Origin of the sequence: Collimonas arenae (assembly GCF_001584165.1) — a bacterium.
Classification (GTDB): domain Bacteria; phylum Pseudomonadota; class Gammaproteobacteria; order Burkholderiales; family Burkholderiaceae_D; genus Collimonas; species Collimonas arenae.
Map to the genome: position 1 here is coordinate 4,648,075 of NZ_CP013233.1, position 23,620 is coordinate 4,671,694.

The following is a 23,620-nucleotide window of genomic DNA, read 5'->3' on the forward strand; positions in this document are numbered from 1 at the left end:
GCCTCAAAAAACATCTCTAAATTTAGCCAGGGGAATTTCATGAAGAAGTTTATTTTTACGCTCGTTTTAACGCTCAGCGCAGCAGCCTCCTCGGTCTCGGCCCAAACCACGCCAACGCGGCTGGATGAGATCATCAAGTCAGGCACCCTGCGTGTCTGCATGACCGGCGACTACAAACCGTTCACCTTCCTGAAAGGCGACAACAGTTTCGAAGGCATTGATGTCGACCTGGCGCAATCACTGGCCAAGGCGCTCGGCGTCGAAGCGCGCTTCGTCAAGACCAGCTGGACTAACCTGACCAACGACTTCCTGGAGAAATGCGATATCGCGATGGGTGGCGTGTCGGTGACACTGGAGCGCCAGAAGAAAGTATCGTTTTCGGTACCGCACATGGTGGATGGCAAGGCCGCCATTGCGCGCTGCGCCGATGTCGGCAAATTCCAGTCGCTGGCGGCCATTGACCAGCCGAGCACGCGTGCCATCGTCAATCCGGGCGGCACCAACGAACGCTTTGCGCGCGCCAACTACAAGCAGGCGCAACTGATCCTGCATCCGGACAACGTCACCATCTTCGACCAGATCGTACAAGGCAAAGCCGATGTCATGGTGACCGACGCCAGCGAGACGATGTGGCAGGCAAAACTGCATCCGCAACTGTGTTCGATCCACCCTGACCAGCCGCTACAGTTCTCGGAAAAGGCATTCATGCTGCCGCGCGGCGACGTGCCGTTTAAAGAATTTGTCGATACGTGGATGCACCAGCTGAAGGCCACCGGCGAATACGACCGCGTGTTCAATCAGTGGCTGAAGTAATGGTCAGCCCTGCTTGCTGGCCGCATTCTGCGCGGCCTTGCTCTTCTTGATCGATTTCAGGTGGGCGGCAACCGCGGTCGCCAGCTGGCGCGCCCACAGCGCAACACCGCTAGCCGATGGATGGTAGCCGTCGGAAGCCATCAGGTCGCGATCGTTGATATCGATCAGCATCGGCACCCGCGTCACCCGAACACTCCGCAGGTCGACAGGCAGGTTGGAAATCAGGTGCTCGACCGTTTCATCCAGCGCCTTGGCTTTCATGCCGAGCACATAGCGCAACGGTTCCGGCAGCGCCGGGAAGGCATGGATCGGCGGAATGCCGGAAATCACCATCAGACGCGGCGACACATGCGCCTGCAAATCGCGCATCAGTTGCAGCAGCTCGGCGCGGTAGCGGCGGCAGGAGCGGAACGAAGTGGTATCGTTGACACCAAATGCGATGAGCACGATATCGACTTTTTGTGATGCCACCTGCGGCAGCATGGTCTTGACCGCCATGCTGATCGTCGCACCGTTCTGGCCGACAGCCTGCCAGGTAATCGTGCGCTGCAGGCGCGCTGCCAAGGCAGCGGCAAACTGACCGGTGATCGCCTCATAATGCGTGGCGACGCCAACCCCGGCCACCGGCGACTCACCGATAGTCAACAGGGCCAGTGGTCGCTGCGGCGTCTCGCCGGCGTCGGCGACAATGCGCGCCTGGCCGATCGTCGGCCCCATTGCCTCCGGCAGGCGCGGCGTGACGCGGCGCGCGCGGCGGCCTTGCACAATCAACCATGGCAATAGCGGTAATGCGATCAGTTCCGGCAACCAGCGGCGCACTTCGTATCTCCTTAAGCCTGTTATCAGAGCGCATTTCTTCGGTATCCGTGAAATGCGCCCATGTTCGAGAGTATGCTCATTTTGCCAAACGGCAAACGATTATAGTAGCCCTCTTTCCAGAATTTATTCGATCTTCAAGCCCTTTAATTCAGGCTTCGGATCGGGTGGCGTCAACTTCAGGTCGAGCAGGGTTTCCAGCAGAATGGTGGCAATCGCCAGGTTGCGGTGCGTCTTGGAATTGGCCGGGATCACGTACCAGGGCGCATGATCTGCATCGGTGGCATTGATCGCCTTGCCAAACAGCTCCTGGTACTTGTCCCAGCTCTTGCGCTCCTCCAGGTCCTGCATGTCGAATTTCCAGTGCTTGGCGGGATCGTCGATGCGTTCCTGCAGGCGGCTGCGCTGCTCATTCTTCGAAATGTGCAGCAGGCATTTGATGATGGTGGTGCCGGTTTCCGACAGCATCCGCTCGAAGTCGCGGATCTGCGCGTAGCGGCGCTCGCATTCGGCATCGTCGATCCAGTCATGCACGCGTGTTATCAGCACATCTTCATAGTGGCTGCGATTGAATACGACAATGTCGCCGGACTTCGGCACCTGCTGATGAACCCGCCACAGATAATCATGGGCCAGCTCAATACTGCTCGGCGCCTTGAAATTGACAATCTGAACGCCCTGAGGATTGATGACGTTAAACACATCCTTCACAGTGCCATCCTTGCCGCTAGTATCTATCCCCTGCAGCACCACCAGCACCTTATGCTTGCCAGCGGCGAACAACATCTCCTGTTGCACCGCAATCTGGGTCGCCAATTCGGCGACCAGCATCTTGTCTTTCGCCTTGTCGCCACTGGACAGCGGTTTCAATTCAGCGTCGGCATCCTTGATCTTGGTCTGTTTACCGCCACGAAACTGCTTGCTTGCTTTCATTGCTTTCTCCATTCGGTCAGTAACGCGTTTCCGGCGATGTGGCCAACGGTCTGTCGCCTACAAAATACCGTGCAAGTTGCCCAATGCATGCTCGATCTTCAGACAGCGATCCATCACGACCTGTATGCCATTGGCGCGCGCCTTCTCAGCAGCAGCTTCGTTGACAATGCCGAGTTGCATCCAGACGCATCGTGCGTCGATCATGATTGCCTCGCCGACCACCGGCGGAATATCCTCGGCCTTGCGAAAACAATCGACAATATCAATTTTCTGTCCCTCCGCAGCCAACGCTTTCGCAGCATCGAACAGATTTGCATAGCAAAGCTCTCCGAGGATGTGAGCGCCCACATGCATCGGATTGACCGGAATGATTCGATAACCACGCTCTTGCATGTAGCGAGCCACGCCGAAACTCGGTCGATCCGATTTGGTTGAGAGGCCAACGATGGCAATCACCGGGTTGGCGGGATTAGGAATGGGGGCGGAAGTGTTTGGCATGGGCGATGGAAATGATCCGGCTGGCTGCATAAATAAAATTCCCGATAATTCCGGGCAACTGCTCATGATCTTACCGCGAGAACATGATTGGTTGCTGGATTGCAGGATGCTTGCGCCCCCCCTGCCCTGCCTAGCTCAGGATTGCCGCCATTTGACAAATAAACGAAACTGAACGGGCAACAAAAAAGCAGCCGAAGCTGCTTTTTCTTGTTGTATCCAAACTACCGCCGAACGAGCAAATCAACGTCCTTTTTGACGCAATTTCTGGATCGCCGCCAATTGTGCAATCGCTGCCGACAACTCGGACTGGGCTTTTGCATAATCGATCAGGGATTCCTTGTTGGTCAGCGCTTCTTCAGCACGACGCTTGGCTTCGCTCGCCTTCGCTTCATCCAGGTCGGCGCCGCGGATTGCAGTGTCGGCCAGCACGGTAACGTGGTGCGGCTGCACTTCCAGCAAACCGCCGGCAACGAACACAAATTCGTCGTTTGCCTGGCCTGCTACCTTGATCCGTACAGCACCCGGCTTGATGCGCGTGATCAGCGGGGTATGACGAGGATAAATCCCCAACTCACCCGATTCACCCGGCAACGCGACGAATTCGGCTTCGCCGGAGAAGATCATCTCTTCCGCGGAAACAACGTCTACGTGAATAGTGTTTGCCATCTTAAACCCTTTGTTGTCCATTGAATCAACTAGCGGCAAGCGCTACCGCGTCATTCCCACGAACGCAGGAATCCATCTTAGTGAAAATATTGCTCAATAACATGGATCCCCACGTTCGCGGGGACGACGAGGCGAAACTTGCTTTAGCCGATCTTCTTGGCCTTTTCGATTGCTTCTTCGATCGTGCCGACCATGTAGAACGCTTGTTCCGGCAGGTGATCGAGTTCGCCGCTGGCGATCATCTTGAAGCCCTTGATCGTATCCTTCAGCGAAACGTATTTACCTGGCGAGCCGGTAAACACTTCAGCAACGTGGAAAGGCTGCGACAGGAAACGCTGCATCTTACGTGCGCGCGCGACCAGCAGCTTGTCTTCCGGAGCCAATTCGTCCATACCCAGAATCGCGATAATGTCGCGCAATTCCTTGTAACGCTGCAAAGTACCTTGCACAGCGCGGGCAGTTTCGTAGTGCTCTTGACCAACCACTTGCGGATCCAGCTGACGCGAAGTCGAATCCAGCGGATCAACCGCAGGGTAGATACCCAGCGAAGCGATATCACGCGACAACACAACGGTGGAGTCCAAGTGAGCAAAGGTAGTAGCTGGCGACGGGTCGGTCAAGTCATCCGCAGGAACGTAGACGGCCTGGATCGATGTGATCGAACCGGTTTTTGTCGAGGTAATACGTTCTTGCAGCTGGCCCATTTCCGAAGCCAGTGTCGGCTGGTAACCCACGGCGGAAGGCATACGGCCCAGCAGCGCGGAAACTTCAGTACCGGCCAGTGTGTAACGGTAGATGTTATCGACGAAGAACAGCACGTCTTTACCTTCGTCACGGAAGCCTTCAGCGATCGTCAGGCCGGTCAGCGCAACGCGCAGACGGTTACCTGGCGGTTCATTCATCTGGCCGTAAACCATCGCAACCTTGGATTTTTCCGGATGTTCCAGATCAACCACTTTCGCATCAGCCATTTCGTGATAGAAGTCGTTACCTTCACGAGTACGCTCACCGACACCGGCAAACACGGACAAACCGCTGTGCGCCTTGGCGATGTTGTTGATCAGTTCCATCATGTTCACGGTCTTGCCCACACCCGCGCCGCCGAACAGACCAACTTTACCACCCTTGGCAAACGGGCAAACCAGGTCAATAACCTTGATGCCGGTTTCCAGCAGTTCTTGCGATGGCGACAGTTCGTCGTACGCAGGAGCCTTGCGGTGGATCGATGCAGTGGTTTCGTGGCTTACCGGACCGCATTCGTCGATTGGGTTGCCCAGCACGTCCATGATGCGGCCCAGTGTTGCTTTACCGGTAGGCACCATGATTGGCTGACCTGTGTTCTTGATTGTCATGCCGCGGCGCAAACCGTCGGATGTACCCAGCGCAATGGTACGGACTACGCCGTCACCCAGCTGTTGTTGTACTTCCAGCGTCAGTTCCGAGCCATCCATCTTCAAGGCGTCGTAAATCTTAGGCATCGCGTCACGTGGGAATTCAACGTCCACCACAGCGCCGATACACTGAACGATTTTGCCATCAGCCATTTTCGTTCCTTCAATATATAAAATTAAGTTCTGTTAAGCGCAGTTTGCGCGTTACACCGCAGCCGCACCGGCAACGATTTCCGAGAGTTCCTTGGTAATCGCCGCTTGACGCGTCTTGTTGTAGACCAGTTTCAATTCGCCGATCACGTTACCCGCGTTGTCGCTAGCCGACTTCATCGCCACCATCCGCGCCGATTGCTCGGACGCCATGTTTTCTGCGACAGCCTGATAAATCAGCGCTTCCACGTAACGCACCAGCAATTCATCGATGACGCTTTGAACATCCGGCTCATAAATGTAGTCCCATGCATGCGAACCTTCTTTATCAGCCTCAAGACGATCAGACGACAGCGGCAGCAACTGCTGCAGCATCGGCTCTTGCTTCATCGTGTTGATGAACTTGGTGTACACCAGATAAACCGCGTCCAGGCGACCTTCCTGGTAAGCATCGAGCAGCACTTTGACCGGCCCGATCAGCTTGTCCAGATGTGGCGTATCACCCAGTTGCACGGCATGTGCAACGACCTTGGCGCCGATCCGGTTTAGGAAACCCAGACCCTTGTTGCCGATCGCTACTGCCTGAACCTTGTTGCCTTGTCCTTCCAGCTCACGCAGTTTCGCGGTCAGCAAACGCAAGGAGTTGGTGTTCATGCCGCCGCACAGACCTTTGTCTGTGGTGACGACGATGAAACCAACGTTCTTGGAGTTGTCCTGCTTCACCATGAACGGGTGCGTGTACTCTGGATTGGCTTGCGACAAGTTGGAAGCGATATTACGAATCTTGTCACTGTATGGACGTGCCGCGTGCATCCGGTCCTGCGCCTTGCGCATTTTGGAAGCAGCGACCATTTCCATCGCCTTCGTGATCTTCTTCGTATTTTCTACGCTCTTGATCTTGCCGCGTATCTCTTTACCTGTAGCCATTCCGTGCTCCAGTTAAATTAAGCCACGAACGATTTTTTGAAATCAGCAACGGCAGCGGACAATGCAGCTTCGCCATCTTTATCGAGTTGCTTGGTTTCTTCGATCTTTTGCAGCAAAGGTGCGTGGCTGGTCTTCATGAAGCTGTGCAGACCGCTTTCGAACGGCAATACTTGCTTGACGTCGATGCTGTCCAGGAAACCCTTGTTGACTGCGAACAGAGTCACAGCCATCAGCGAGATCGACAGCGGCGAGTATTGCGCCTGCTTCAACAGCTCGGTCACGCGTGCGCCGCGGTCCAGCTGCTTGCGGGTCGCTTCGTCGAGATCGGAAGCAAACTGCGCAAACGCAGCCAGTTCACGATACTGCGCCAAGTCGGTACGGATACCGCCGGACAGGTTCTTGATAACCTTGGTCTGAGCAGCGCCACCAACGCGCGACACCGAAATACCGGCGTTGATCGCAGGACGGATACCAGCGTTGAACAACGAAGTTTCCAGGAAGATCTGACCGTCGGTAATCGAAATCACGTTGGTCGGAACGAAAGCGGAAACGTCGCCGGCTTGCGTTTCGATGATCGGCAGAGCTGTCAGCGAACCGGTCTTGCCCTTGACTGCGCCCTTGGTGAAGGCTTCGACGTAGTCTGGGTTGACACGTGCTGCGCGTTCCAGCAAACGGCTGTGCAGGTAGAACACGTCGCCAGGGTAAGCTTCACGGCCTGGTGGACGGCGCAACAGCAGCGATACCTGACGATATGCAACAGCTTGCTTGGACAGATCGTCGTACACGATCAGGGCATCTTCACCGCGGTCACGGAAGTATTCGCCCATTGCGCAGCCGGAATAGGCCGACACGTATTGCATCGCAGCCGACTCAGAAGCCGATGCAGCAACAACGATGGTGTATTCCATGGCGCCGTGTGCTTCCAACGAGCGCACGATGTTCTTGATCGACGATGCTTTTTGACCGATCGCAACATAGATACATGTCACGTCCTGGCCCTTTTGATTGATGATCGCATCAATCGCTACAGCAGTCTTGCCGGTTTGACGGTCGCCGATGATCAGTTCGCGCTGGCCGCGGCCGATTGGTACCATCGAGTCGATCGATTTGATACCAGTCTGCATTGGCTGCGAAACGGATTGACGGGCGATAACGCCTGGTGCGATCTTTTCGATCGGCGCCGACAGCTTGGCGTCGATTGCGCCCTTGCCATCGATCGGCTGACCCAGCGCGTTGACGACACGGCCACGCAGCTCAGGACCAACCGGCACTTCCAGGATACGGCCGGTACATTTGACTGTATCGCCTTCGGAAATGTGCTCGTAGTCGCCCAGGATAACCGCGCCGACAGAGTCGCGCTCGAGGTTCAGCGCGAGGCCGAATGTATTGCCTGGGAATTCCAGCATCTCACCTTGCATCACGTCAGACAGACCATGGATACGGCAGATACCGTCGGACACGGAAATAACCGTGCCTTGATTGCGAATTTCAGCGGTATCGCCAAGGCCTTGAATCCGGCTCTTGATCAGTTCGCTGATTTCAGACGCGTTGAGTTGCATATAAACTCCTAAAATTTTTCTCGTTGCTCATTACGCAAATACGCAGGGGCTCAGGCAGCCAAAGCAGCGTGCAATTCCTGCAGCTTGGCACGTACCGAGGTGTCGAGCACTTCGTCGCCGACTACTACGCGTACACCGCCGATCAGCGAGTTATCCACTGTTACCGATGGGTTCAGCTTACGGCCGAATTTCTTTTCCAGCGTGGCGATCAGATCCTTCACTTGCGCTTCGGTCATTTCGAATGCGCTGGTGATTTCTGCATCGGCTGCGCCTTCTTGTGCGTTCTTCAGCACTTGAAATTGCTCGGCGATTTCCGGCAATGCTGTCAAACGGCCGTTATCAACCAGCGCCGCGACGAAGTTCTTGACCTCGGCGTGGGCCGATTGCGGCGATTTCAACAGTGCCAGGAACGTATCCACCAATTGCTGATGCGATACGGCGGGATTTTGTGCCAGCGCCTTGACATCAGGATGGACCGCTACCTGGCCCATCTCGGCAACCAGGCCAGACCAGGCAGCCAGGTCTTGCGACTTGGCTACGCGGAACAGCGCTTCTGCATAAGGACGAGCAATCGTTGCAAGTTCAGCCATGATTACAGCTCTGTTTTCAGTTGGTTCAGCAAATCGGCGTGTGCCGACAGATTGACTTCACGCTTGAGGATCTGTTCGGCGCCTTTGACCGCAAGGGTCGCAACTTCACCGCGCAGAGCTTCGCGAGCTTTGGTCATTTGCTGTTCCGCTTCGGCTTTGGCGTTAGCGATGATACGGGCAGCTTCTTCGGAAGCCGTTTTCTTGGCTTCGTCAACGATCAGCTGGCCGCGCTTTTCAGCTTCGCCAATACGCTTTTGACCTTCGTCGCGTGCGGTCGCCAGTTCTGCCGAAGCGCGCTTCTCAGCGGCTGCCAGATCTGCCTTGCCGCGGTCAGCGGCTGCCAGGCCGTCCGCGATCTTCTTGGCGCGCTCATCGAGCGCTTTTATCAACGGCGGCCACACGAATTTCATCGTGAACAACGCGAGGATAAAGAAGACCACGAACTGCGCAAACAATGTTGCATTTAAGTTCACGGTAATTTCCTTCTCAGAATAACGTGTGCTGAAGTGACTCAGCAGATTCGGTTACGCTTGATTAAATTAGTGAGCAATGAACGGATTTGCGAATGCGAACAACATGGCGATACCAACACCGATCAGGAACGCAGCGTCGATCAGACCAGCCAACAGGAACATCTTGGTTTGCAGGGTGTTCATCAGTTCTGGTTGACGTGCCGATGCTTCGAGGTACTTACCACCCATGATTGCGATACCGATACAAGCACCAATAGCGCCCAAACCGATGATCAAACCACAAGCCAAAGCAACAAAAGACAGATCAGTCATGACAATTCCTTCAAAGTTAAGTGAATACAAAAATTAATACAAAAACAGATTTAAAGCCAAAACTACAAATTCAAAACCAGTACTGATTAATGCCGCTCTTTAATTAATGAGCCTCATGTGCCTGGCCGATATACACCAGAGTCAGCATCATGAAAATAAACGCTTGCAACAACACGATCAGGATGTGGAAGATCGCCCAGATCGAACCGGCAATCACGTGGCCGACAACACCAAACGCCGTAGCGGTGGAGCCCAGCAGCGCGATCAACAGGAACAGCAGTTCACCGGCATACATGTTGCCGAACAGTCGCATCGCCAGCGATACGGTCTTTGCAGCAAATTCAATGATGTTCAACAAGAGATTGGCGGGAGCCAGCCAGATACCGAAAGGTGCGGCGACCAGCTCGTGCAGGAAGCCACCGATGCCCTTGATCTTGAAGCTGTAATACAGCATCAGCACCAACACGCCAAGGGCGATACCCATGGTGCCGTTCAGGTCGGCGGTAGGAACCACGCGATGATGCGAAATCACGCTATCCAGGCCTACCCATTTGAAGAATGAGGAGAACATGTCAACCGGCAGGAAGTCGAGCGAATTCATCAGGGCGACCCAGACGAACACGGTCAGCGCCAGCGGTGCGATGAAGCTGCGGTCGCCGTGGACGATGCCCTTGGCCTGGTCGTCAACCATCTCGACCACCATTTCGACGAAAGCCTGGAAACGGCCTGGCACGCCAGCAGTCGCCTTACGGGCTGCCACGTACATCAGCAGGCAGCCGAGCACGCCCGCAAATACCGACCAGAAAATCGTGTCGATATTGATAATCGAAAAATCGACTATCTTGCTTTGATGGCCGGTTGCAAAATGTCCAAGGTGATGGACGATGTATTCTGAGGGGGTTAGTGCTTCGCTTGGAGCTACGGTCATGATCGATGTCTAAAAAGTAAGATTATGTAACTTTTAAGTACCACGATGAAGCTGACGATAAATGCCGGCCAATTCAAATCATGGTACAACCATACGACCGCGCCAATCAGCGCAATCGTTGTAGCAATTTTGACAAACTCTCCGATGAAAAAAGACATCGGGTTGGCGCCACCTGGTTTGCGCGCGCTGATGTAAAGACGGAGGGCAAACAGTCCATTGGGAACCGCGCAGCACACACCACCTAAAAGCGCGGAACAGAATCCGGGTACGCCGGCTAGTAAACCTGCTATACATGCCAGCACGGCCGTAGTAACAAATTGCATAAGCACGATGCGCAGCATACTGACCCAATAATGTGCGAAAACGACTCGCTTAACAGAACGCGGTTGCAGTGTGGTGATGCAGCGCAGTTATCACGCAACGATCAGCCTACGGCTGATTTAGAAGCCCGAGGATTATAAAGGCTGGCCGCGACTTTCGTCAAACTTTTGCTGCCGAATCATAAGCTTATACAACAGGCGACGATCAATCCGGTTGCCACCGGCGGCGGAATTTCCGGGACCAATCCGGACATTTGCCGACACCGTGAATTTGCTACGATGCACCAAATTCGTGAATCCGGAAAATTCCCGAAGCTCATCCACTCTCGCGGCCGCAACTTCCTTTCGCAGCTATCTTTGTAACTTACTCTACACCCTTGAGGCGTGTGATCAGGCCATCGAGCGTATCCAGATCGGAAAAATCGATGATCAACTGGCCGCGATTCTTCGCTGCCGTTTTGATTGTTACCTGAGTTGCCAGCAAATCCGACAATTCCTCTTCCAGCCGCGCGATGTCGCGCGATTTTTCCTTGCTCTTGGCTGGGCGACCGGCAGCCTCCGCTTCGGTGGTCGTGCGCACCACGAGTTTTTCGGTATCGCGCACCGACATGCGCTTGGCCACCACCTGATTGGCCAGCGAGATCTGGGTCGCTGCGTCGACCGCCAACAGTGCGCGCGCGTGCCCCATATCGATATCGCCTGCCATCAGCATGGTCTGCACCGGCTTGGCTAGGTTCAGCAGGCGCAGCAGGTTGGATACCGCGCTGCGTGAGCGCCCTACCGACACTGCTGCCTGCTCGTGGGTGAAGCTGAAATCGGTAATCAGACGGTGGATGCCTTGCGCTTCTTCCAGAGGATTCAGATCCTCGCGCTGCATGTTTTCGATCAGCGCCATGGCGGCGGTGGTCTGGTCGTCAACATCCTTGACCAATACAGGCACCTCGATCAGTCCCGCCAGCTGGGCGGCACGGAAACGCCGCTCGCCGGCAATGATTTCATAGTGCTGGGAACCGTTGTGCAAGGCAATCGGCCGCACCAGAATCGGCTGCAGCAAGCCCTGCTCCTTGATCGATGCCGCCAGTTCAGCCAACGCGCCCTCGTCCATCCTGGTCCGCGGCTGGTATTTACCGGCTTGCATGACGGTCACCGCCAATACTGATGGCGCGCCGACAATCGTTGGCACCGCTTCAGTGATATCGGTTGAACCACCGAGCAAGGCTTCCAGACCGCGACCGAGTCCTTTTGATTTTTTCGTGACCATCTTTTCCTATCGTAGAGTGCCTGTTGCCCAGCAACAGCCTGTGGATAACTTTATGGATAACTCAGTGGATAAACCATGAATAAGTCAGGAATAAGCTGTGACTAACGCCATGGATAACTTCTGTATTACCGGTGTATTAGCTGTGTCTAACTTGCCGGGAATGAGTCGCATATCGCATCACATCTGCTGCGGTGGCCCTGCCCGGCAATTACTCACATCGTTTTGATACGTTCCACCATCTCGGCGCCAAAAGCGATGTATGCCTGCGCTCCCTTGGAAGCAGCATCAAAGCTGACGCCCGGCATGCCGTACGACGGTGCTTCGGCCAGGCGCACGTTGCGCGGGATGACGGTCTTGAACACTTTATCGCCAAAGTGCTTTTCCAGTTCTTCCGATACCTGTTGCGATAATGTCATGCGCGGATCGAACATGACGCGCAACAAGCCGATGATCTTCAGATCCGGATTCAGGTTGGCGTGCACCTTCTTGATGGTGTTGACCAGATCAGACAAGCCCTCCAGCGCATAGTATTCGCACTGCATCGGAATGATGACGCCGTTGGCCGCGCACAAGCCATTCAGCGTCAGCAGCGACAATGCTGGCGGACAGTCGATCAGGATGAAATCATATTCGTCGGCAACCAGAGCGAAGGCATCTTTCAGGCGCTTTTCCCGGTTCTCCAGCTCGACCATCTCAACTTCGGCGCCGGCCAGTTCACGATTTGCGGGCAGCACGTCGAAACCACCGGTTTCAGAAGTCTTGCGCACGTTCTTGATATCCGACATGCCCAGCAGCACTTCATAAATCGAAGCGGTCAACGTACCTTTGTTAATCCCTGCTCCCATCGTCGCATTGCCTTGCGGATCGAGGTCTGCCAGCAATACGCGCTGGTTCAGTTGGGCCAGCCCGGCGGCCAGGTTGACAGCGGTAGTGGTTTTACCGACTCCACCTTTTTGATTGGCGACGCAGAAGATTTTTGCCATGTGTTTTCTATTTATTGATGGGACGGATTCGATGTCGCCAACTGATCAGATAAAACGGTTAAATTACAAGGAGCTACGAGGCTATTAGACAATACCCTAGTGGGACGCAATAGCCCACTAGTGTCAGCTCCGTTTGATAAAAATAAGGTGACGTTCCGCATCCAGCCCGGGCACCGTCACTGGACGTATTTCAGTGACTTGCCAGCCCGCAAGTAAACGCGCGATCTCTTGATCCGGCTGCACACCCTTGAGGGCGATGAACTGACCGCCATCGGCCAGCAGATGTTCGGACCAGTTGATGAAGTCGGCCAGTTCGGCAAACGCCCGCGATGTAATCACATCAAATTTTTGTGCGACCTGCAGTTGTTCCACTCTTGCCGTGTGGACACTGACGTTACTCAATCCCAGCTCGGCCTTGGCCTGTGTCAGGAATGCCGTTTTCTTGTGCACCGTGTCGATCATCGAGACCCGCATTGACGGCCGCGCCTTGCTCGCCCAGATCGCCAGGATCATCCCTGGCAAGCCGCCACCGGCGCCGACATCCAGCACATTATCGGCCGCAGCAAAGGCCGGCACTACCGCCAGCGAATCCAGCAGATGGTGCGTCATCATCTGTGCCGGCTCGCGGATCGAAGTCAGGTTATAAGTGCGATTCCACTTTGCCAGCAAACTCAGATAAGCCAGCAATTGCTGCTGCTGCTTTTCATCCAGTTCAATTCCCAATGCCTGTGCGCCCTGCTGCAGGCTCGCTTCCAGCGATGCACCCGATGCGATCTGCGTTGCACTCATCCTGCCAATCCTCCACTATCCCGGCAATTACCCTTGAGGTCATTGCCCATTATTTATGCAGCCTGGTCGTCGGCGCCAAGCTCGTTCAAACGCTTCATGCCACCCTTTTTCAGGTGCACCAACAACAGCGACAATGCCGCCGGCGTGACACCGGAAATCCGCGAGGCCTGGCCAAAGGTTTCCGGGCGATGCAGGTTCAGCTTTTGCCGCACCTCAATCGACAGCGCCTGTACGTCCATGTAATCCAGATCGGCCGGCAGCTTCAGGTTTTCATTGTGTTCATGGCGCTCGACTTCGCGCGCCTGGCGATCGATGTAGCCGGCGTATTTCACCTGAATCTCGACTTGTTCCTTGACGGTATCGTCCTCGACTCCCGGGCCGCCTATTTCCTGGCCATCGACACCTTTGAGCGTCATCAATTGTTCGTAAGTAACATTGGGGCGACGCAACAGGTCGGCCAGCGCATATTCGCGCTCCATTGCCTTTCCAACAACCCGCTCCGCCTCGGCGTCGGAAATGATGCGCGGGTTGACCCAAGTCGTGCGCAACCGCTCCATTTCCAGTGCGACGGCTTCGCGCTTCTTCTCGAATTGCGCCCATTGAGCATCGCCGACGCAACCCAGCTGGCGGCCGATTTCGGTCAGGCGCAGGTCAGCGTTATCTTCGCGCAAGCTCAGACGATACTCGGCACGACTGGTGAACATCCGGTAAGGCTCTTGCACGCCTTGGGTAATCAAGTCGTCGACCAACACGCCAAGATAGGCTTCGTCGCGGCGCGGTGTCCAGGCGTCGCGCTCTTGTGTTTGCAAGGCAGCGTTCAAACCCGCCAGCATCCCTTGCGCGGCGGCTTCTTCGTAACCCGTCGTGCCATTGATCTGGCCGGCAAAGTACAAACCTTGGATCGACTTGGTTTCCAGAGAAGCTTTCAGCCCGCGCGGGTCGAAATAGTCGTATTCGATCGCATAGCCGGGACGCAGGATATGTGCATTCTCCAAGCCACGCATCGAATGCACCAAAGCCAGCTGGACATCGAACGGCAAACTTGTCGAAATACCATTGGGATAAAACTCATTGGTGGTCAAGCCTTCCGGCTCTAGGAATATCTGGTGCGAATCCTTGCCGGCGAAACGATGGATCTTGTCCTCGATCGACGGGCAATAACGCGGACCGACACCTTCAATCACACCGGTGTACATCGGGCTGCGATCCAGGCCTGCCCGAATGATGTCGTGTGTCTCTTGGTTGGTATGGGTCACCCAGCATGGCAACTGCTGCGGATGCATGCCGACATTACCCATGACCGAAAATACGGGAATCGGGTCGAGGTCGCCCGGTTGTTCCTGCATGACCGAGAAGTCGATGGTACGGCCGTCAATGCGTGGCGGCGTGCCCGTCTTCAACCGGCCTTGCGGCAACTTGAGTTCTTTCAGGCGCGCCGACAGCGAAATCGCCGGCGGGTCGCCGGCACGGCCGGCAGAGTAATTATTGAGGCCGACATGGATCTTCCCATCGAGGAAAGTACCCGCTGTCAGCACCACCGCCCTACTGAGGAATTTGATGCCAACCTGAGTCACGGCGCCAATCACGCGATCGCCCTCAACCAGCAAATCATCCACTGCCTGTTGGAACAACCAGAGATTTTCCTGGTTTTCCAGGCGTGAGCGAATCGCTTGCTTGTAAAGGATACGGTCAGCTTGCGCGCGGGTTGCGCGAACGGCCGGGCCCTTCGATGAATTCAGGATACGGAACTGGATACCCGCCTCGTCGGTAGCGATAGCCATCGCCCGCCCATGGCATCGACCTCTTTTACGAGATGGCCCTTGCCTATCCCACCAATTGACGGGTTGCACGACATCTGGCCCAGGGTCTCGATATTGTGCGTCAACAATAACGTTTTTTGGCCCATGCGAGCAGACGCCAACGCGGCTTCGGTACCAGCGTGACCGCCGCCGACAACGATTACATCAAAATTTGTAGGAAAAAGCATAGTGCGCCTCGTGGAGACGATGAAAAACGGTGAACAGAGGCGTGATTATAAACCCAGAAGCATCGGTGGAACGAGTCGCGGCCAAGACGACACATGATTTGACCTCGAGATACGACAGTGTTTCACGTGAAACATTGCCCATTACGAATTTTCGGCAAGCAAAAACAAAAGCGGCGATTGTTTCACGTGGAACAATCGCCGCTCATTACTGCCATGTTTAACTTGGATATCGACCAACGCCTATTTAAGGAAGGCGTCGTACCCTGTCTTCAAGATCAATACCGAGACCACCAGCAAGAATAGCTTCCGTACAAAACCACTGCCATGCTTCAATGCCAGACGCGTACCGACCAACGATCCACCTACATTGCAGATAGCCATAATCAATCCAAGTTGCCAGATGATATGCCCGCTATATCCAAACCAGAGCAAGGCGGCGAGATTGGTCGCAACGTTGATAACCTTGGATACTGCCGACGCAGCCAGGAAATCGAAGCCGAAAAACCGCACAAACAGGAAAATCAGGAAGCTACCTGTACCAGGGCCAAAAACACCATCGTAAAACCCAATTCCGCCACCGATTAATACTGCCAGTATTTTCTCTTTCGAACCCGAGTGCAAAGGGGCATGAATACTGCCGAAATCCTTCTTCTTTATCGTGTATATCGCTACTGCCAGCAAAATGAACGGCAGCGACTTGCGGATCGCTTCGGTCGGGATATGCGTAACGGTGTAAGCGCCGAGGAAGGCAAACAGAAATGCGGCGCCGGCTGCGGGCAAGGCCGCGCTCCATGCCAGCTTCACCCGTCGAGCAAAATTCACTGCTGCGGCGCTGGTACCGAATATCCCGGCCAGTTTGTTAGTGCCAAATATGGTTGCAGGTGCGGTATTGGGTAGCATCGCGAATAATGCCGGGATCTGGATCAAGCCCCCTCCTCCAACTACCGCATCGATCAAACCAGCGAGGAAACTGGCCGCAGCCAAGATGAAAAAATCTGGAAATAGTTCAGGCATGATCCGTTACCCCTTCTTTAACTATGCAGGAAAGGTCGACATGAAAGCCGTAGGCAACGACACGGATAAGTAAATACATGGATGACAGGAGCTGGTTAGGAGTGGAGCAGGATTGCCGTTTTTATATTTATGGCATCTGCAAGAGCTGTCATTTTACGTGGCGGATCTGAGGCTGGGCGCCCGCCCTGCTATGTTATTTACTCATAGCTATCCAAGAAATCCCATCAGCCAGACGGCTCTCATCGCGAAGCAGCTTTAACACTTCAAAATTAACCTGCCTATTTACTAGGCAGTGATTTGGCAGCTTAGAACTCAGCAGCACCGAACTCAGCAATATCCAACGCCAATGAAAAAAGCCCGTAGCAGCAAGCTGCATACGGGCTTCGATTTACGATATTACTTACGTCAGTTTTTAGCATTTGCTGTTTTTTTAAGCAATGCGGAAATCTCACCAACGATCCCTCGCCTGAACGCCAGCACACAAACGATAAAGATAAAGCCTGTCACGATAGTCACCGATTCACCCAAGCCATTGAACCAGTCGATATGGGTCACGGAGGCCAGCCAATTGCCGATATCACCCAGCTTGTTTTCCAACATGATGATGATCAATGCGCCAACGATCGGGCCGACAATTGTTCCCAATCCGCCAACCAAGGTCATCAGCACCACCAGGCCGGACATGGTCCAGTGAACATCGGTCAGCGTCTCAAAACCCAGCACCAGCGTCTTGGTCGAGCCCGCCAGGCCTGACAGCGCAGCCGACAAAACGAAGGCCAACAGCTTGTAGCGGCTGACATCGTAGCCTAGCGAAATGGCGCGGGGCTCGTTTTCCTTGATCGCCTTGAGCACCTGACCGAATGGCGAATTGACGATCCGCACGATCAACGCAAAGCCGGCGACAGCGATTGCCAGCACTACATAATACAAGGTCAAGTCGTTGCCGAGATCGATGAAGTCGAGCAGATGTCCGCGCGGCACGCCTTGCAAGCCATCCTCACCACCGGTGAACGGTGCCTGCAGGCAAACGAAATACAGCATCTGTGCCAACGCCAGCGTAATCATCGTGAAGTAGATACCCTGCCGCCGGATCGCCAGGCTACCCATGACCAGGCCAATCAGCGCGCCGAACAGGGTTCCCAGAATCAGACCCAACTCAGTCGGCAATCCCAGGGTCGTCAACGCATAACCGGTTACATAGCCGGCGCCGCCGAAAAACGCTGCATGCCCAAATGACAACAAACCAGTAAAGCCGATCAGCAAATTGAAGGCGCAGGCAAACAGTGCGAAACAGATGATCTTCATCAGGAACACCGGATAAACCCCGAATGGGGCAGCCAGCGCGACAAGGAGAATCAGGCCGTAACCAATTTTCTTATTCATGTTCATCTATCATTTCTCCTTGCCGAACAAGCCAGCCGGCCGAATCATCAGGACGATCGCCATCACGATGAACACCACGGTCGCCGAAGCCTCCGGATAAAACACCCGGGTCAGTCCTTCAATCACGCCCAGCGCCAGGCCGGTGATGATCGAGCCCATGATGGAACCCATGCCGCCGATCACCACAACCGCGAATACGACGATAATCAGGTTGGAACCCATCAGTGGCGACACCTGGATCACCGGCGCCGCCAGCACCCCGGCAAAGGCCGCCAAAGCGACGCCGAAGCCGTAGGTCAGCGTAACCATCAACGGCACGTTGATGCCGAACGCTTCGACCAGTTTCGGATTCTCGGTGCCGGCGCGCAGATACGCACCCAGCTTGGTTTTTTCAATCACGAACCAGGTCGCAAAACACACCACCAGCGAAGCCAGCACCACCCAGGCACGATAATTCGGCAGCACCATGAAGCCGAGGTCGGTAGCGCCGCTCAAGAGGTCAGGCACCGAATACGGCTGGCCGGAGACGCCATAGAACGAGCGGAAGATGCCCTCGACCATCAAGGTGATGCCGAAGGTCAGTAACAGCCCGTAGAGATGATCTAGCTTGTACAGCCAGCGCAGCATGGTCTTCTCAATGACGATCCCGAACAGGCCGACCAGCACTGGCGCCAGCACCAGCATCACCCAGTAGTTCAGGTTGAGATAAGTGAGCCCGATCCAGGCCAGGAACGCGCCCATCATGTACAGGGCGCCGTGGGCGAAGTTGATCACGTTAAGCAGACCGAAGATCACGGCCAGGCCAAGCGACAACATCGCGTAAAACGAACCGTTGACCAGGCCCAGCAGCAGCTGGCTCATCAAGGCTTGAAAGGGAATGCCGAATATTTCCATGGCAATGTCATCAAAAAATCACTCGGGTGAGTGAACAACTATCAAACAGCGCAAATCAAGCAGCGCAACGGCGTACATGCCCTGTCAGGGACATGCACGCCTGTCACACGCTCGGTACGCCAGGAATATCGTCAGGCAACCGCACTCAATCATGGTCAAATGCGGTGGCGCTGAAAACTCAGAGCACCATTATTTCCACAACGCGCACTTGGTTTCGGCTTTGGTGCCGAAGGCTTGCTCGCCAGGAATAGTCTGGACCTTGTTCAGATAGTCCCAAGGGTATTTGGATTCAGCCGGTGTCTTGACCTGATACAGCACCATGTCATGCACGACACGGCCGTCCGGGCGCAGATAGGCATTCTTGGTGTACATGTCGTTGAATTTGGTCTTGCGCAGTTGCGCCATGACCTTGTCACCGTCATCGGTGCCGATCGCCTTGACCGCCATCAGGTATTGCATCGCCGACGAGTAATCGGCAGCTTGCAGGCTGGACGGTTCCTTCTTCATCTTCTCAAAGTAACGCTTGGCCCATTTGCGGGTTTCGTCGTTCTGGTCCCAGTACCAGCTGTCGGTCAGGTACATGCCCTGCGTCTGTTTCAGTGTCAGCGAATGGATATCGTTGATGAACACCAGCAAGCCAGCCAGCTTGGCGTTCTTGGTCACGCCGAATTCGTTCGCAGCCTTGACCGCATTGATCAGGTCGCCGCCAGCATTCGCCAGACCGATGATCTGCGCTTTGGACGATTGTGCCTGCAACATGAACGACGAGAAGTCGGAAGCGTTCAGCGGATGCTTGACCGCGCCTAGCACCGTACCGCCGGAAGCCTTGACCACTGCTGTCGTATCTTTTTCCAGCGATGCGCCGAAGGCGTAATCCGCAGTCACGAAGTACCAGGTCTTGCCGCCCTGCTTGACCACTTCCGAACCAGTGCCGTGCGCCAGCGCGTAGGTGTCGTAGGCATAGTGCACGGTATAAGGCGTGCACTCTTCATTGGTCAGGCGGGTGCTGCCGGCGCCGATTTCAAAGAACGGTTTTTTCTTTTCCGCAGCAATCTTCGCCATCGCCAACGCTGTGCCGGAGTTGGTGCCGCCGATCAGCATGTCCAGGCCTTGCTGGTCAAACCATTCGCGCGCCTTGCTCGAGGCAATGTCGGCCTTGTTCTGGTGATCGGCCACGATCAGTTCGATTTTCTTGCCGTTGATATTGCCACCCATGTCGGCAATCGCCATCTTGATGGCTTCAGCGCCGCCAGGACCGTCAATGTCGGAATACACGCTCGACATGTCGGTGATGAAACCGATCTTGATTACGTCTCCGGAAATCTGTGCTGACGCCGGTGCGGCAAAACCGATAGCGATTGTGCTGCTGACCGCGATTGCCAAAGTCTTTAATTTGATATTCATTGTCTTCTCCATTTTATAAACGACCTCCGACTTGTGACTCGTGACTAATGACCCGTCATACTCCCAACAAAGCATTCAACACCGGCATTTTTTCTTCCAGTTGAGAAGAAGCAAACGACTCGACGATCTGTCCGTGCTCCATCACATAAAAACGATCCGCCAACGGCGCGGCAAAACGGAAATTCTGTTCCACCATCACGATGGTGTAACCCTTGGCCTTCAAAGTCGTGATCATGCGCGCCAGAGCTTGCACGATCACCGGCGCGAGGCCTTCGGAAATTTCATCGAGCAGCAACAGCCGTGCACCGGTGCGCAGGATACGCGCAACTGCCAGCATCTGCTGTTCACCACCTGACAGGCGTGTGCCTTGGCTGGAGCGGCGTTCCTTCAGGTTCGGGAACATGTCGTAGATTTCCTCGATCGACATGCCCTTTTCCGTGGTCGACAAGGTCGGTGGCAACAGCAGGTTTTCTTCCGTCGACAGCGAAGAAAAAATGCCACGCTCCTCCGGACAATAGCCGACGCCGTGATGCGCAATTTTGTAGGTTGGCAGGCCGATGGTCTCGACGCCACCGATCTTGATCGAACCTTTGCGAGCGCCGGTCAAGCCCATGATAGCCCGCATGGTGGTGGTGCGGCCGGCGCCGTTCCGGCCCAGCAGCGTCACGACTTCACCCTTGTTCACGTTCAAATTGACGTTGTGCAGGATATGCGATTCACCGTACCAGGCTTGCAGGTTCTCGATGCTGAGCGCCGCGGTGCCTTGCGCAGCGCCGGCGATGGATGGGGATTGGACTGCGGACATCAATGCGCTCCTGCCAGGGCCTCGGCAGTGGTGCCCATGTAGGCTTCCATTACCAGCGGGTTCTTCGAAACTTCTTCGTAGCGGCCTTCAGCCAGCATCGCGCCGCGTTGCAGTACGCTGATCTTGTCGCAGATGCCGGATACCACGTTCATGTTGTGCTCCACCATCAGGATGGTGCGGCCGGCCGACACCTTCTTGATCAGCGCCGTGACGCGGTCAACATCCTCGTGGCCCATGCCTTGGGTTGGCTCATCCAGCAGCATCAGCTCGGGCTCCATGGCCAGCGTAGTGGCAATCTCCAGCGCGCGCTTGCGACCGTAGGGCAAATCGACTGTCAAGGTATCGGCGAATTCGGTCAGGTCGACCTCCGCCAGCAACGCCATTGCGCGCTCATTCAACTGCGCCAGTGACTTGCCACTTTTCCAGAAGTGAAACGATGTTCCCAATGTTCGCTGCAAGCCGATGCGAACGTTTTCCATCACCGTCAGATGGGGAAAAACGGCTGAAATCTGGAAAGAACGAATGATTCCCTGGCGCGCAATCTGGGCCGGCGCATCGGTGGTGATGTCGCGACCGTTGAACAGGATCTGGCCGGAGGTCGGCACCAGGAATTTGGTCAGCAAATTGAAGCAAGTGGTTTTCCCGGCCCCATTGGGACCGATCAACGCATGAATATGGCCGCGCTGGACTTGCAGATTAACGCCATTGACGGCCGTGAACCCCCTGAACTCCTTGGTCAGGTTTTTTGTCTCCAAGATGATGTCGGTCATCTGGTCTCCTATTGATGTTGCTTTATCGGAACATCCCGTAGTGATTGGTTATGTATATTGGACTAACCTTATCACCCTTATATTTTTTTACGGATACTACCGGTGCCACTCTGACGGAGCAATACGTAGAAATACTATACAAAAACTTAGACGAAAATCAGAATTGCCTGACAAATTACCGAAAACAACACTATCGACCGCGATTCAGGCAAAGCCGCACATTACTTATCAACTTCACAAGCCTGCATCGGCTCCCCCATCATCGGCTCTCCTTGACAAAACCCGCAGCCATTTCTGCAATCATCAAGGTTGGCGAGTTGGTGTTTCCTGACGTAATGGTCGGCATGACCGACGCATCGACCACCCGCAATCCGGCAACCCCCTTCACTCTCAATTTGCTGTCTACCACCGCCATAGGGTCAGCTGCATGTCCCATCTTGCAAGTCCCGACCGGATGGAAAATGGTCGTGCCGACCTCGGCGGCAGCGTCGACCAATTCTTCTTCAGTCCGATATTGCAGGCCAGGCTTGAACTCTTCCGGCGCATATTTCTGCAGTGCCGGAGCGGCAACGATCTTGCGCGTCAATCGCACCGATGCGGCGGCAACGGCTCGGTCTTCGACAGTATCTAGGTAATTTAGCGTGATCTTCGGCGCCACACCGGCATCGCCCGACGCAATCCGCACATGTCCGCGCGAAGTTGGCCGCAAGTTGCAAACGCTGGCGGTAAAAGCCGGAAAGGTATGCAGCGGATCGCCGAATTTCTCCAATGATAAAGGTTGCACGTGATATTCCAGATTGGCGCTGGCCTGAGCCGGATCAGACTTGGCAAAGGCGCCCAACTGCGACGGCGCCATCGACATCGGTCCGCTTTGCGACAACAGATATTGCATGCCGATCTTCGCCTTGCCGAACCAGTTGCTGCTCATTGTGTTGAGTGTTTTGACGCCGCTCACCTTGAACGCCATACGGATCTGCAAATGGTCTTGCAGGTTTTCACCGATGCCTGGCAAATCAACCTGTACCGGAATCTGCAGCTGTTGCAACAGCGCGGCAGGACCGATGCCAGACAACTGCAAAATCTGTGGAGAGCCGACCGCGCCGGCACTCAGCAAGGTCTCTCGACTGGCTTCGGCATTCCATTCCCGTCCGCCGCCGGAAAACTCAACACCCTTGCACACCACGCCCTGCTCACCGCGTTCCAGTAGCAGACGCTTGACCTGGCAGCCGGTCATGATCGTCAGATTGCCGCGACCGCTAGCTGAACGCAGGAAAGCTTTGGATGCATTCCAGCGTATGCCGCGTTTCTGGTTGACGTCGAAATACCCGGATCCTTCATTGTCGCCGCGATTGAAATCGTCAGTCTTAGGAATCCCGGTTTCGGCAGCAGCATCCCTGAACGCATCCAGGATCTGCCACGACAAACGCTGCTTTTCGACCCGCCATTCACCGCCGGCGCCATGAAATTCATCGGCACCTTTATAGTGATCTTCACTCTTCTTGAACAGCGGCAGAACATGCTCCCAGCGCCAGGCATCATCACCGGTCAATTGCGCCCATTCATCGTAATCGCGGGCCTGGCCGCGCATATAGATCATGCCGTTGATCGACGAGCTGCCGCCCAACACTTTACCGCGCGGATAAATCAGGCTGCGGCCGCGCAAGCCAGGATCCGGCTCGGTCCGATATAACCAGTCGGTACGTGGATTATTGATGCAATACAGGTAACCGACAGGAATATGAATCCAGATGTAATCGTCTTTTGCACCTGCTTCTATCAGCAGAATTTTTACCGAACTGTCCTGGCTCAAGCGATTCGCCAGAACGCAGCCAGCGGTTCCCGCACCGATGATGATGTAGTCGTAATTCCCTGCAGATTCCATTCGTCTCTTTCTATTTATTGTGTGCTGCGACAATCTGTTCTACGTCTGCTCTTCGACTTATTATTGCAATTT

The 23,620-nt window shown here is 55.0% G+C and carries 23 protein-coding genes and 1 pseudogene; 1 reads left to right on the top strand and 23 read right to left on the bottom strand.

Annotation, left to right across the window (positions count from 1 at the left end; translation table 11 throughout):
• The first annotated feature begins 39 nt into the window (after positions 1-39).
• Positions 40-813, top strand: coding sequence for a transporter substrate-binding domain-containing protein (locus CAter10_RS21340; RefSeq protein ID WP_061535029.1), 774 nt, complete (start codon positions 40-42; stop codon positions 811-813).
• 3 nt (positions 814-816) lie between these two features.
• Here CAter10_RS21340 and CAter10_RS21345 read toward each other — a convergent pair whose 3' ends face one another.
• From CAter10_RS21345 to CAter10_RS21455, 23 genes and pseudogenes are all read right to left on the bottom strand, one after another.
• Positions 817-1,632, bottom strand: a complete 816-nt coding sequence (locus CAter10_RS21345) for an SGNH/GDSL hydrolase family protein (RefSeq protein ID WP_061535030.1) — start codon at positions 1,630-1,632, stop codon at positions 817-819.
• A 123-nt stretch (positions 1,633-1,755) separates the two neighbouring features.
• On the bottom strand, positions 1,756-2,562 hold the full coding sequence (locus CAter10_RS21350) for a PPK2 family polyphosphate kinase (RefSeq protein WP_061535031.1): 807 nt from the start codon (positions 2,560-2,562) through the stop codon (positions 1,756-1,758).
• 57 nt (positions 2,563-2,619) lie between these two features.
• Positions 2,620-3,060: a CoA-binding protein gene (locus CAter10_RS21355; protein WP_061535032.1), complete on the bottom strand. Its 441-nt coding sequence runs from the start codon at positions 3,058-3,060 to the stop codon at positions 2,620-2,622.
• 240 nt (positions 3,061-3,300) lie between these two features.
• Positions 3,301-3,726, bottom strand: a complete 426-nt coding sequence (locus CAter10_RS21360) for a F0F1 ATP synthase subunit epsilon (RefSeq protein ID WP_061535503.1) — start codon at positions 3,724-3,726, stop codon at positions 3,301-3,303.
• 143 nt (positions 3,727-3,869) lie between these two features.
• Positions 3,870-5,270 (bottom strand): F0F1 ATP synthase subunit beta, encoded by a 1,401-nt coding sequence (gene atpD / locus CAter10_RS21365; RefSeq protein WP_061535033.1) that lies wholly within the window; start codon positions 5,268-5,270, stop codon positions 3,870-3,872.
• A 51-nt stretch (positions 5,271-5,321) separates the two neighbouring features.
• Complete coding sequence (atpG, locus tag CAter10_RS21370; RefSeq protein WP_061535034.1) at positions 5,322-6,194, bottom strand: F0F1 ATP synthase subunit gamma; 873 nt, start codon at positions 6,192-6,194, stop codon at positions 5,322-5,324.
• A 17-nt stretch (positions 6,195-6,211) separates the two neighbouring features.
• Positions 6,212-7,753 carry a F0F1 ATP synthase subunit alpha gene (atpA, locus tag CAter10_RS21375; RefSeq protein ID WP_061535035.1) on the bottom strand — a complete coding sequence of 514 codons (1,542 nt, stop codon included), beginning with the start codon at positions 7,751-7,753 and terminating at the stop codon, positions 6,212-6,214.
• Positions 7,754-7,803: 50 nt separating this feature from the next.
• The gene (locus CAter10_RS21380; protein WP_061535036.1) at positions 7,804-8,343 is read right to left on the bottom strand and encodes a F0F1 ATP synthase subunit delta; all 540 of its coding nucleotides are present in this window, start codon (positions 8,341-8,343) and stop codon (positions 7,804-7,806) included.
• A gap of 2 nt (positions 8,344-8,345) precedes the next feature.
• Positions 8,346-8,816 carry a F0F1 ATP synthase subunit B gene (locus CAter10_RS21385; RefSeq protein WP_061535037.1) on the bottom strand — a complete coding sequence of 157 codons (471 nt, stop codon included), beginning with the start codon at positions 8,814-8,816 and terminating at the stop codon, positions 8,346-8,348.
• Positions 8,817-8,882: 66 nt separating this feature from the next.
• Positions 8,883-9,128 (bottom strand): F0F1 ATP synthase subunit C, encoded by a 246-nt coding sequence (gene atpE, locus CAter10_RS21390; protein ID WP_061535038.1) that lies wholly within the window; start codon positions 9,126-9,128, stop codon positions 8,883-8,885.
• A 103-nt stretch (positions 9,129-9,231) separates the two neighbouring features.
• Positions 9,232-10,056 (bottom strand): F0F1 ATP synthase subunit A, encoded by an 825-nt coding sequence (atpB, locus tag CAter10_RS21395; RefSeq protein ID WP_061535039.1) that lies wholly within the window; start codon positions 10,054-10,056, stop codon positions 9,232-9,234.
• Entirely contained in the window at positions 10,053-10,397 is a 345-nt protein-coding gene (locus CAter10_RS22210) for an ATP synthase subunit I (protein ID WP_082798019.1), read from the bottom strand. The genes atpB and CAter10_RS22210 overlap by 4 nt, the downstream gene beginning before the upstream one ends.
• Before the next feature lie 343 nt (positions 10,398-10,740).
• Positions 10,741-11,637, bottom strand: coding sequence for a ParB/RepB/Spo0J family partition protein (locus CAter10_RS21405; protein WP_061535041.1), 897 nt, complete (start codon positions 11,635-11,637; stop codon positions 10,741-10,743).
• A gap of 212 nt (positions 11,638-11,849) precedes the next feature.
• On the bottom strand, positions 11,850-12,620 hold the full coding sequence (locus tag CAter10_RS21410) for a ParA family protein (protein ID WP_061535042.1): 771 nt from the start codon (positions 12,618-12,620) through the stop codon (positions 11,850-11,852).
• 123 nt (positions 12,621-12,743) lie between these two features.
• Positions 12,744-13,409, bottom strand: a complete 666-nt coding sequence (gene rsmG / locus CAter10_RS21415; RefSeq protein WP_061535043.1) for a 16S rRNA (guanine(527)-N(7))-methyltransferase RsmG — start codon at positions 13,407-13,409, stop codon at positions 12,744-12,746.
• A 53-nt stretch (positions 13,410-13,462) separates the two neighbouring features.
• Positions 13,463-15,396: pseudogene (mnmG, locus tag CAter10_RS21420) on the bottom strand (tRNA uridine-5-carboxymethylaminomethyl(34) synthesis enzyme MnmG).
• 240 nt (positions 15,397-15,636) lie between these two features.
• The gene (locus tag CAter10_RS21425) at positions 15,637-16,410 is read right to left on the bottom strand and encodes a sulfite exporter TauE/SafE family protein (RefSeq protein ID WP_061535044.1); all 774 of its coding nucleotides are present in this window, start codon (positions 16,408-16,410) and stop codon (positions 15,637-15,639) included.
• A gap of 405 nt (positions 16,411-16,815) precedes the next feature.
• On the bottom strand, positions 16,816-17,793 hold the full coding sequence (locus CAter10_RS21430) for a branched-chain amino acid ABC transporter permease (RefSeq protein WP_061535504.1): 978 nt from the start codon (positions 17,791-17,793) through the stop codon (positions 16,816-16,818).
• Between the two features lie 9 nt (positions 17,794-17,802).
• Positions 17,803-18,687 (bottom strand): branched-chain amino acid ABC transporter permease, encoded by an 885-nt coding sequence (locus CAter10_RS21435; RefSeq protein WP_061535045.1) that lies wholly within the window; start codon positions 18,685-18,687, stop codon positions 17,803-17,805.
• A gap of 189 nt (positions 18,688-18,876) precedes the next feature.
• A complete protein-coding gene (locus CAter10_RS21440; RefSeq protein ID WP_061535505.1) occupies positions 18,877-20,085 on the bottom strand; it encodes an ABC transporter substrate-binding protein in 1,209 nt (402 codons plus the stop codon).
• Between the two features lie 61 nt (positions 20,086-20,146).
• The gene (locus CAter10_RS21445) at positions 20,147-20,896 is read right to left on the bottom strand and encodes an ABC transporter ATP-binding protein (protein ID WP_061535046.1); all 750 of its coding nucleotides are present in this window, start codon (positions 20,894-20,896) and stop codon (positions 20,147-20,149) included.
• Positions 20,896-21,666 carry an ABC transporter ATP-binding protein gene (locus tag CAter10_RS21450; protein WP_061535047.1) on the bottom strand — a complete coding sequence of 257 codons (771 nt, stop codon included), beginning with the start codon at positions 21,664-21,666 and terminating at the stop codon, positions 20,896-20,898. The genes CAter10_RS21445 and CAter10_RS21450 overlap by 1 nt, the downstream gene beginning before the upstream one ends.
• 259 nt (positions 21,667-21,925) lie before the next feature.
• Positions 21,926-23,548: a GMC family oxidoreductase gene (locus tag CAter10_RS21455; protein ID WP_061535048.1), complete on the bottom strand. Its 1,623-nt coding sequence runs from the start codon at positions 23,546-23,548 to the stop codon at positions 21,926-21,928.
• Positions 23,549-23,620: the final 72 nt, after the last annotated feature.

Bases quoted from the DNA above. Each gene is read 5' to 3' on its own strand.
- CAter10_RS21445 (WP_061535046.1), bottom strand. From the start codon at position 20,896: ATGTCCGCAGTCCAATCCCCATCCATCGCCGGCGCTGCGCAAGGCACC.
- CAter10_RS21430 (WP_061535504.1), bottom strand. From the start codon at position 17,793: ATGAATAAGAAAATTGGTTACGGCCTGATTCTCCTTGTCGCGCTGGCT.
- CAter10_RS21360 (WP_061535503.1), bottom strand. From the start codon at position 3,726: ATGGCAAACACTATTCACGTAGACGTTGTTTCCGCGGAAGAGATGATC.
- rsmG (WP_061535043.1), bottom strand. From the start codon at position 13,409: ATGAGTGCAACGCAGATCGCATCGGGTGCATCGCTGGAAGCGAGCCTG.
- CAter10_RS21355 (WP_061535032.1), bottom strand. From the start codon at position 3,060: ATGCCAAACACTTCCGCCCCCATTCCTAATCCCGCCAACCCGGTGATT.
- CAter10_RS21425 (WP_061535044.1), bottom strand. From the start codon at position 16,410: ATGCCTGAACTATTTCCAGATTTTTTCATCTTGGCTGCGGCCAGTTTC.
- CAter10_RS21350 (WP_061535031.1), bottom strand. From the start codon at position 2,562: ATGAAAGCAAGCAAGCAGTTTCGTGGCGGTAAACAGACCAAGATCAAG.
- CAter10_RS21435 (WP_061535045.1), bottom strand. From the start codon at position 18,687: ATGGAAATATTCGGCATTCCCTTTCAAGCCTTGATGAGCCAGCTGCTG.
- CAter10_RS21450 (WP_061535047.1), bottom strand. From the start codon at position 21,666: ATGACCGACATCATCTTGGAGACAAAAAACCTGACCAAGGAGTTCAGG.
- CAter10_RS21410 (WP_061535042.1), bottom strand. From the start codon at position 12,620: ATGGCAAAAATCTTCTGCGTCGCCAATCAAAAAGGTGGAGTCGGTAAA.
- CAter10_RS21405 (WP_061535041.1), bottom strand. From the start codon at position 11,637: ATGGTCACGAAAAAATCAAAAGGACTCGGTCGCGGTCTGGAAGCCTTG.
- atpB (WP_061535039.1), bottom strand. From the start codon at position 10,056: ATGACCGTAGCTCCAAGCGAAGCACTAACCCCCTCAGAATACATCGTC.
- CAter10_RS22210 (WP_082798019.1), bottom strand. From the start codon at position 10,397: ATGCTGCGCATCGTGCTTATGCAATTTGTTACTACGGCCGTGCTGGCA.
- CAter10_RS21380 (WP_061535036.1), bottom strand. From the start codon at position 8,343: ATGGCTGAACTTGCAACGATTGCTCGTCCTTATGCAGAAGCGCTGTTC.
- CAter10_RS21340 (WP_061535029.1), top strand. From the start codon at position 40: ATGAAGAAGTTTATTTTTACGCTCGTTTTAACGCTCAGCGCAGCAGCC.
- atpE (WP_061535038.1), bottom strand. From the start codon at position 9,128: ATGACTGATCTGTCTTTTGTTGCTTTGGCTTGTGGTTTGATCATCGGT.
- atpA (WP_061535035.1), bottom strand. From the start codon at position 7,753: ATGCAACTCAACGCGTCTGAAATCAGCGAACTGATCAAGAGCCGGATT.
- CAter10_RS21455 (WP_061535048.1), bottom strand. From the start codon at position 23,548: ATGGAATCTGCAGGGAATTACGACTACATCATCATCGGTGCGGGAACC.
- atpG (WP_061535034.1), bottom strand. From the start codon at position 6,194: ATGGCTACAGGTAAAGAGATACGCGGCAAGATCAAGAGCGTAGAAAAT.
- atpD (WP_061535033.1), bottom strand. From the start codon at position 5,270: ATGGCTGATGGCAAAATCGTTCAGTGTATCGGCGCTGTGGTGGACGTT.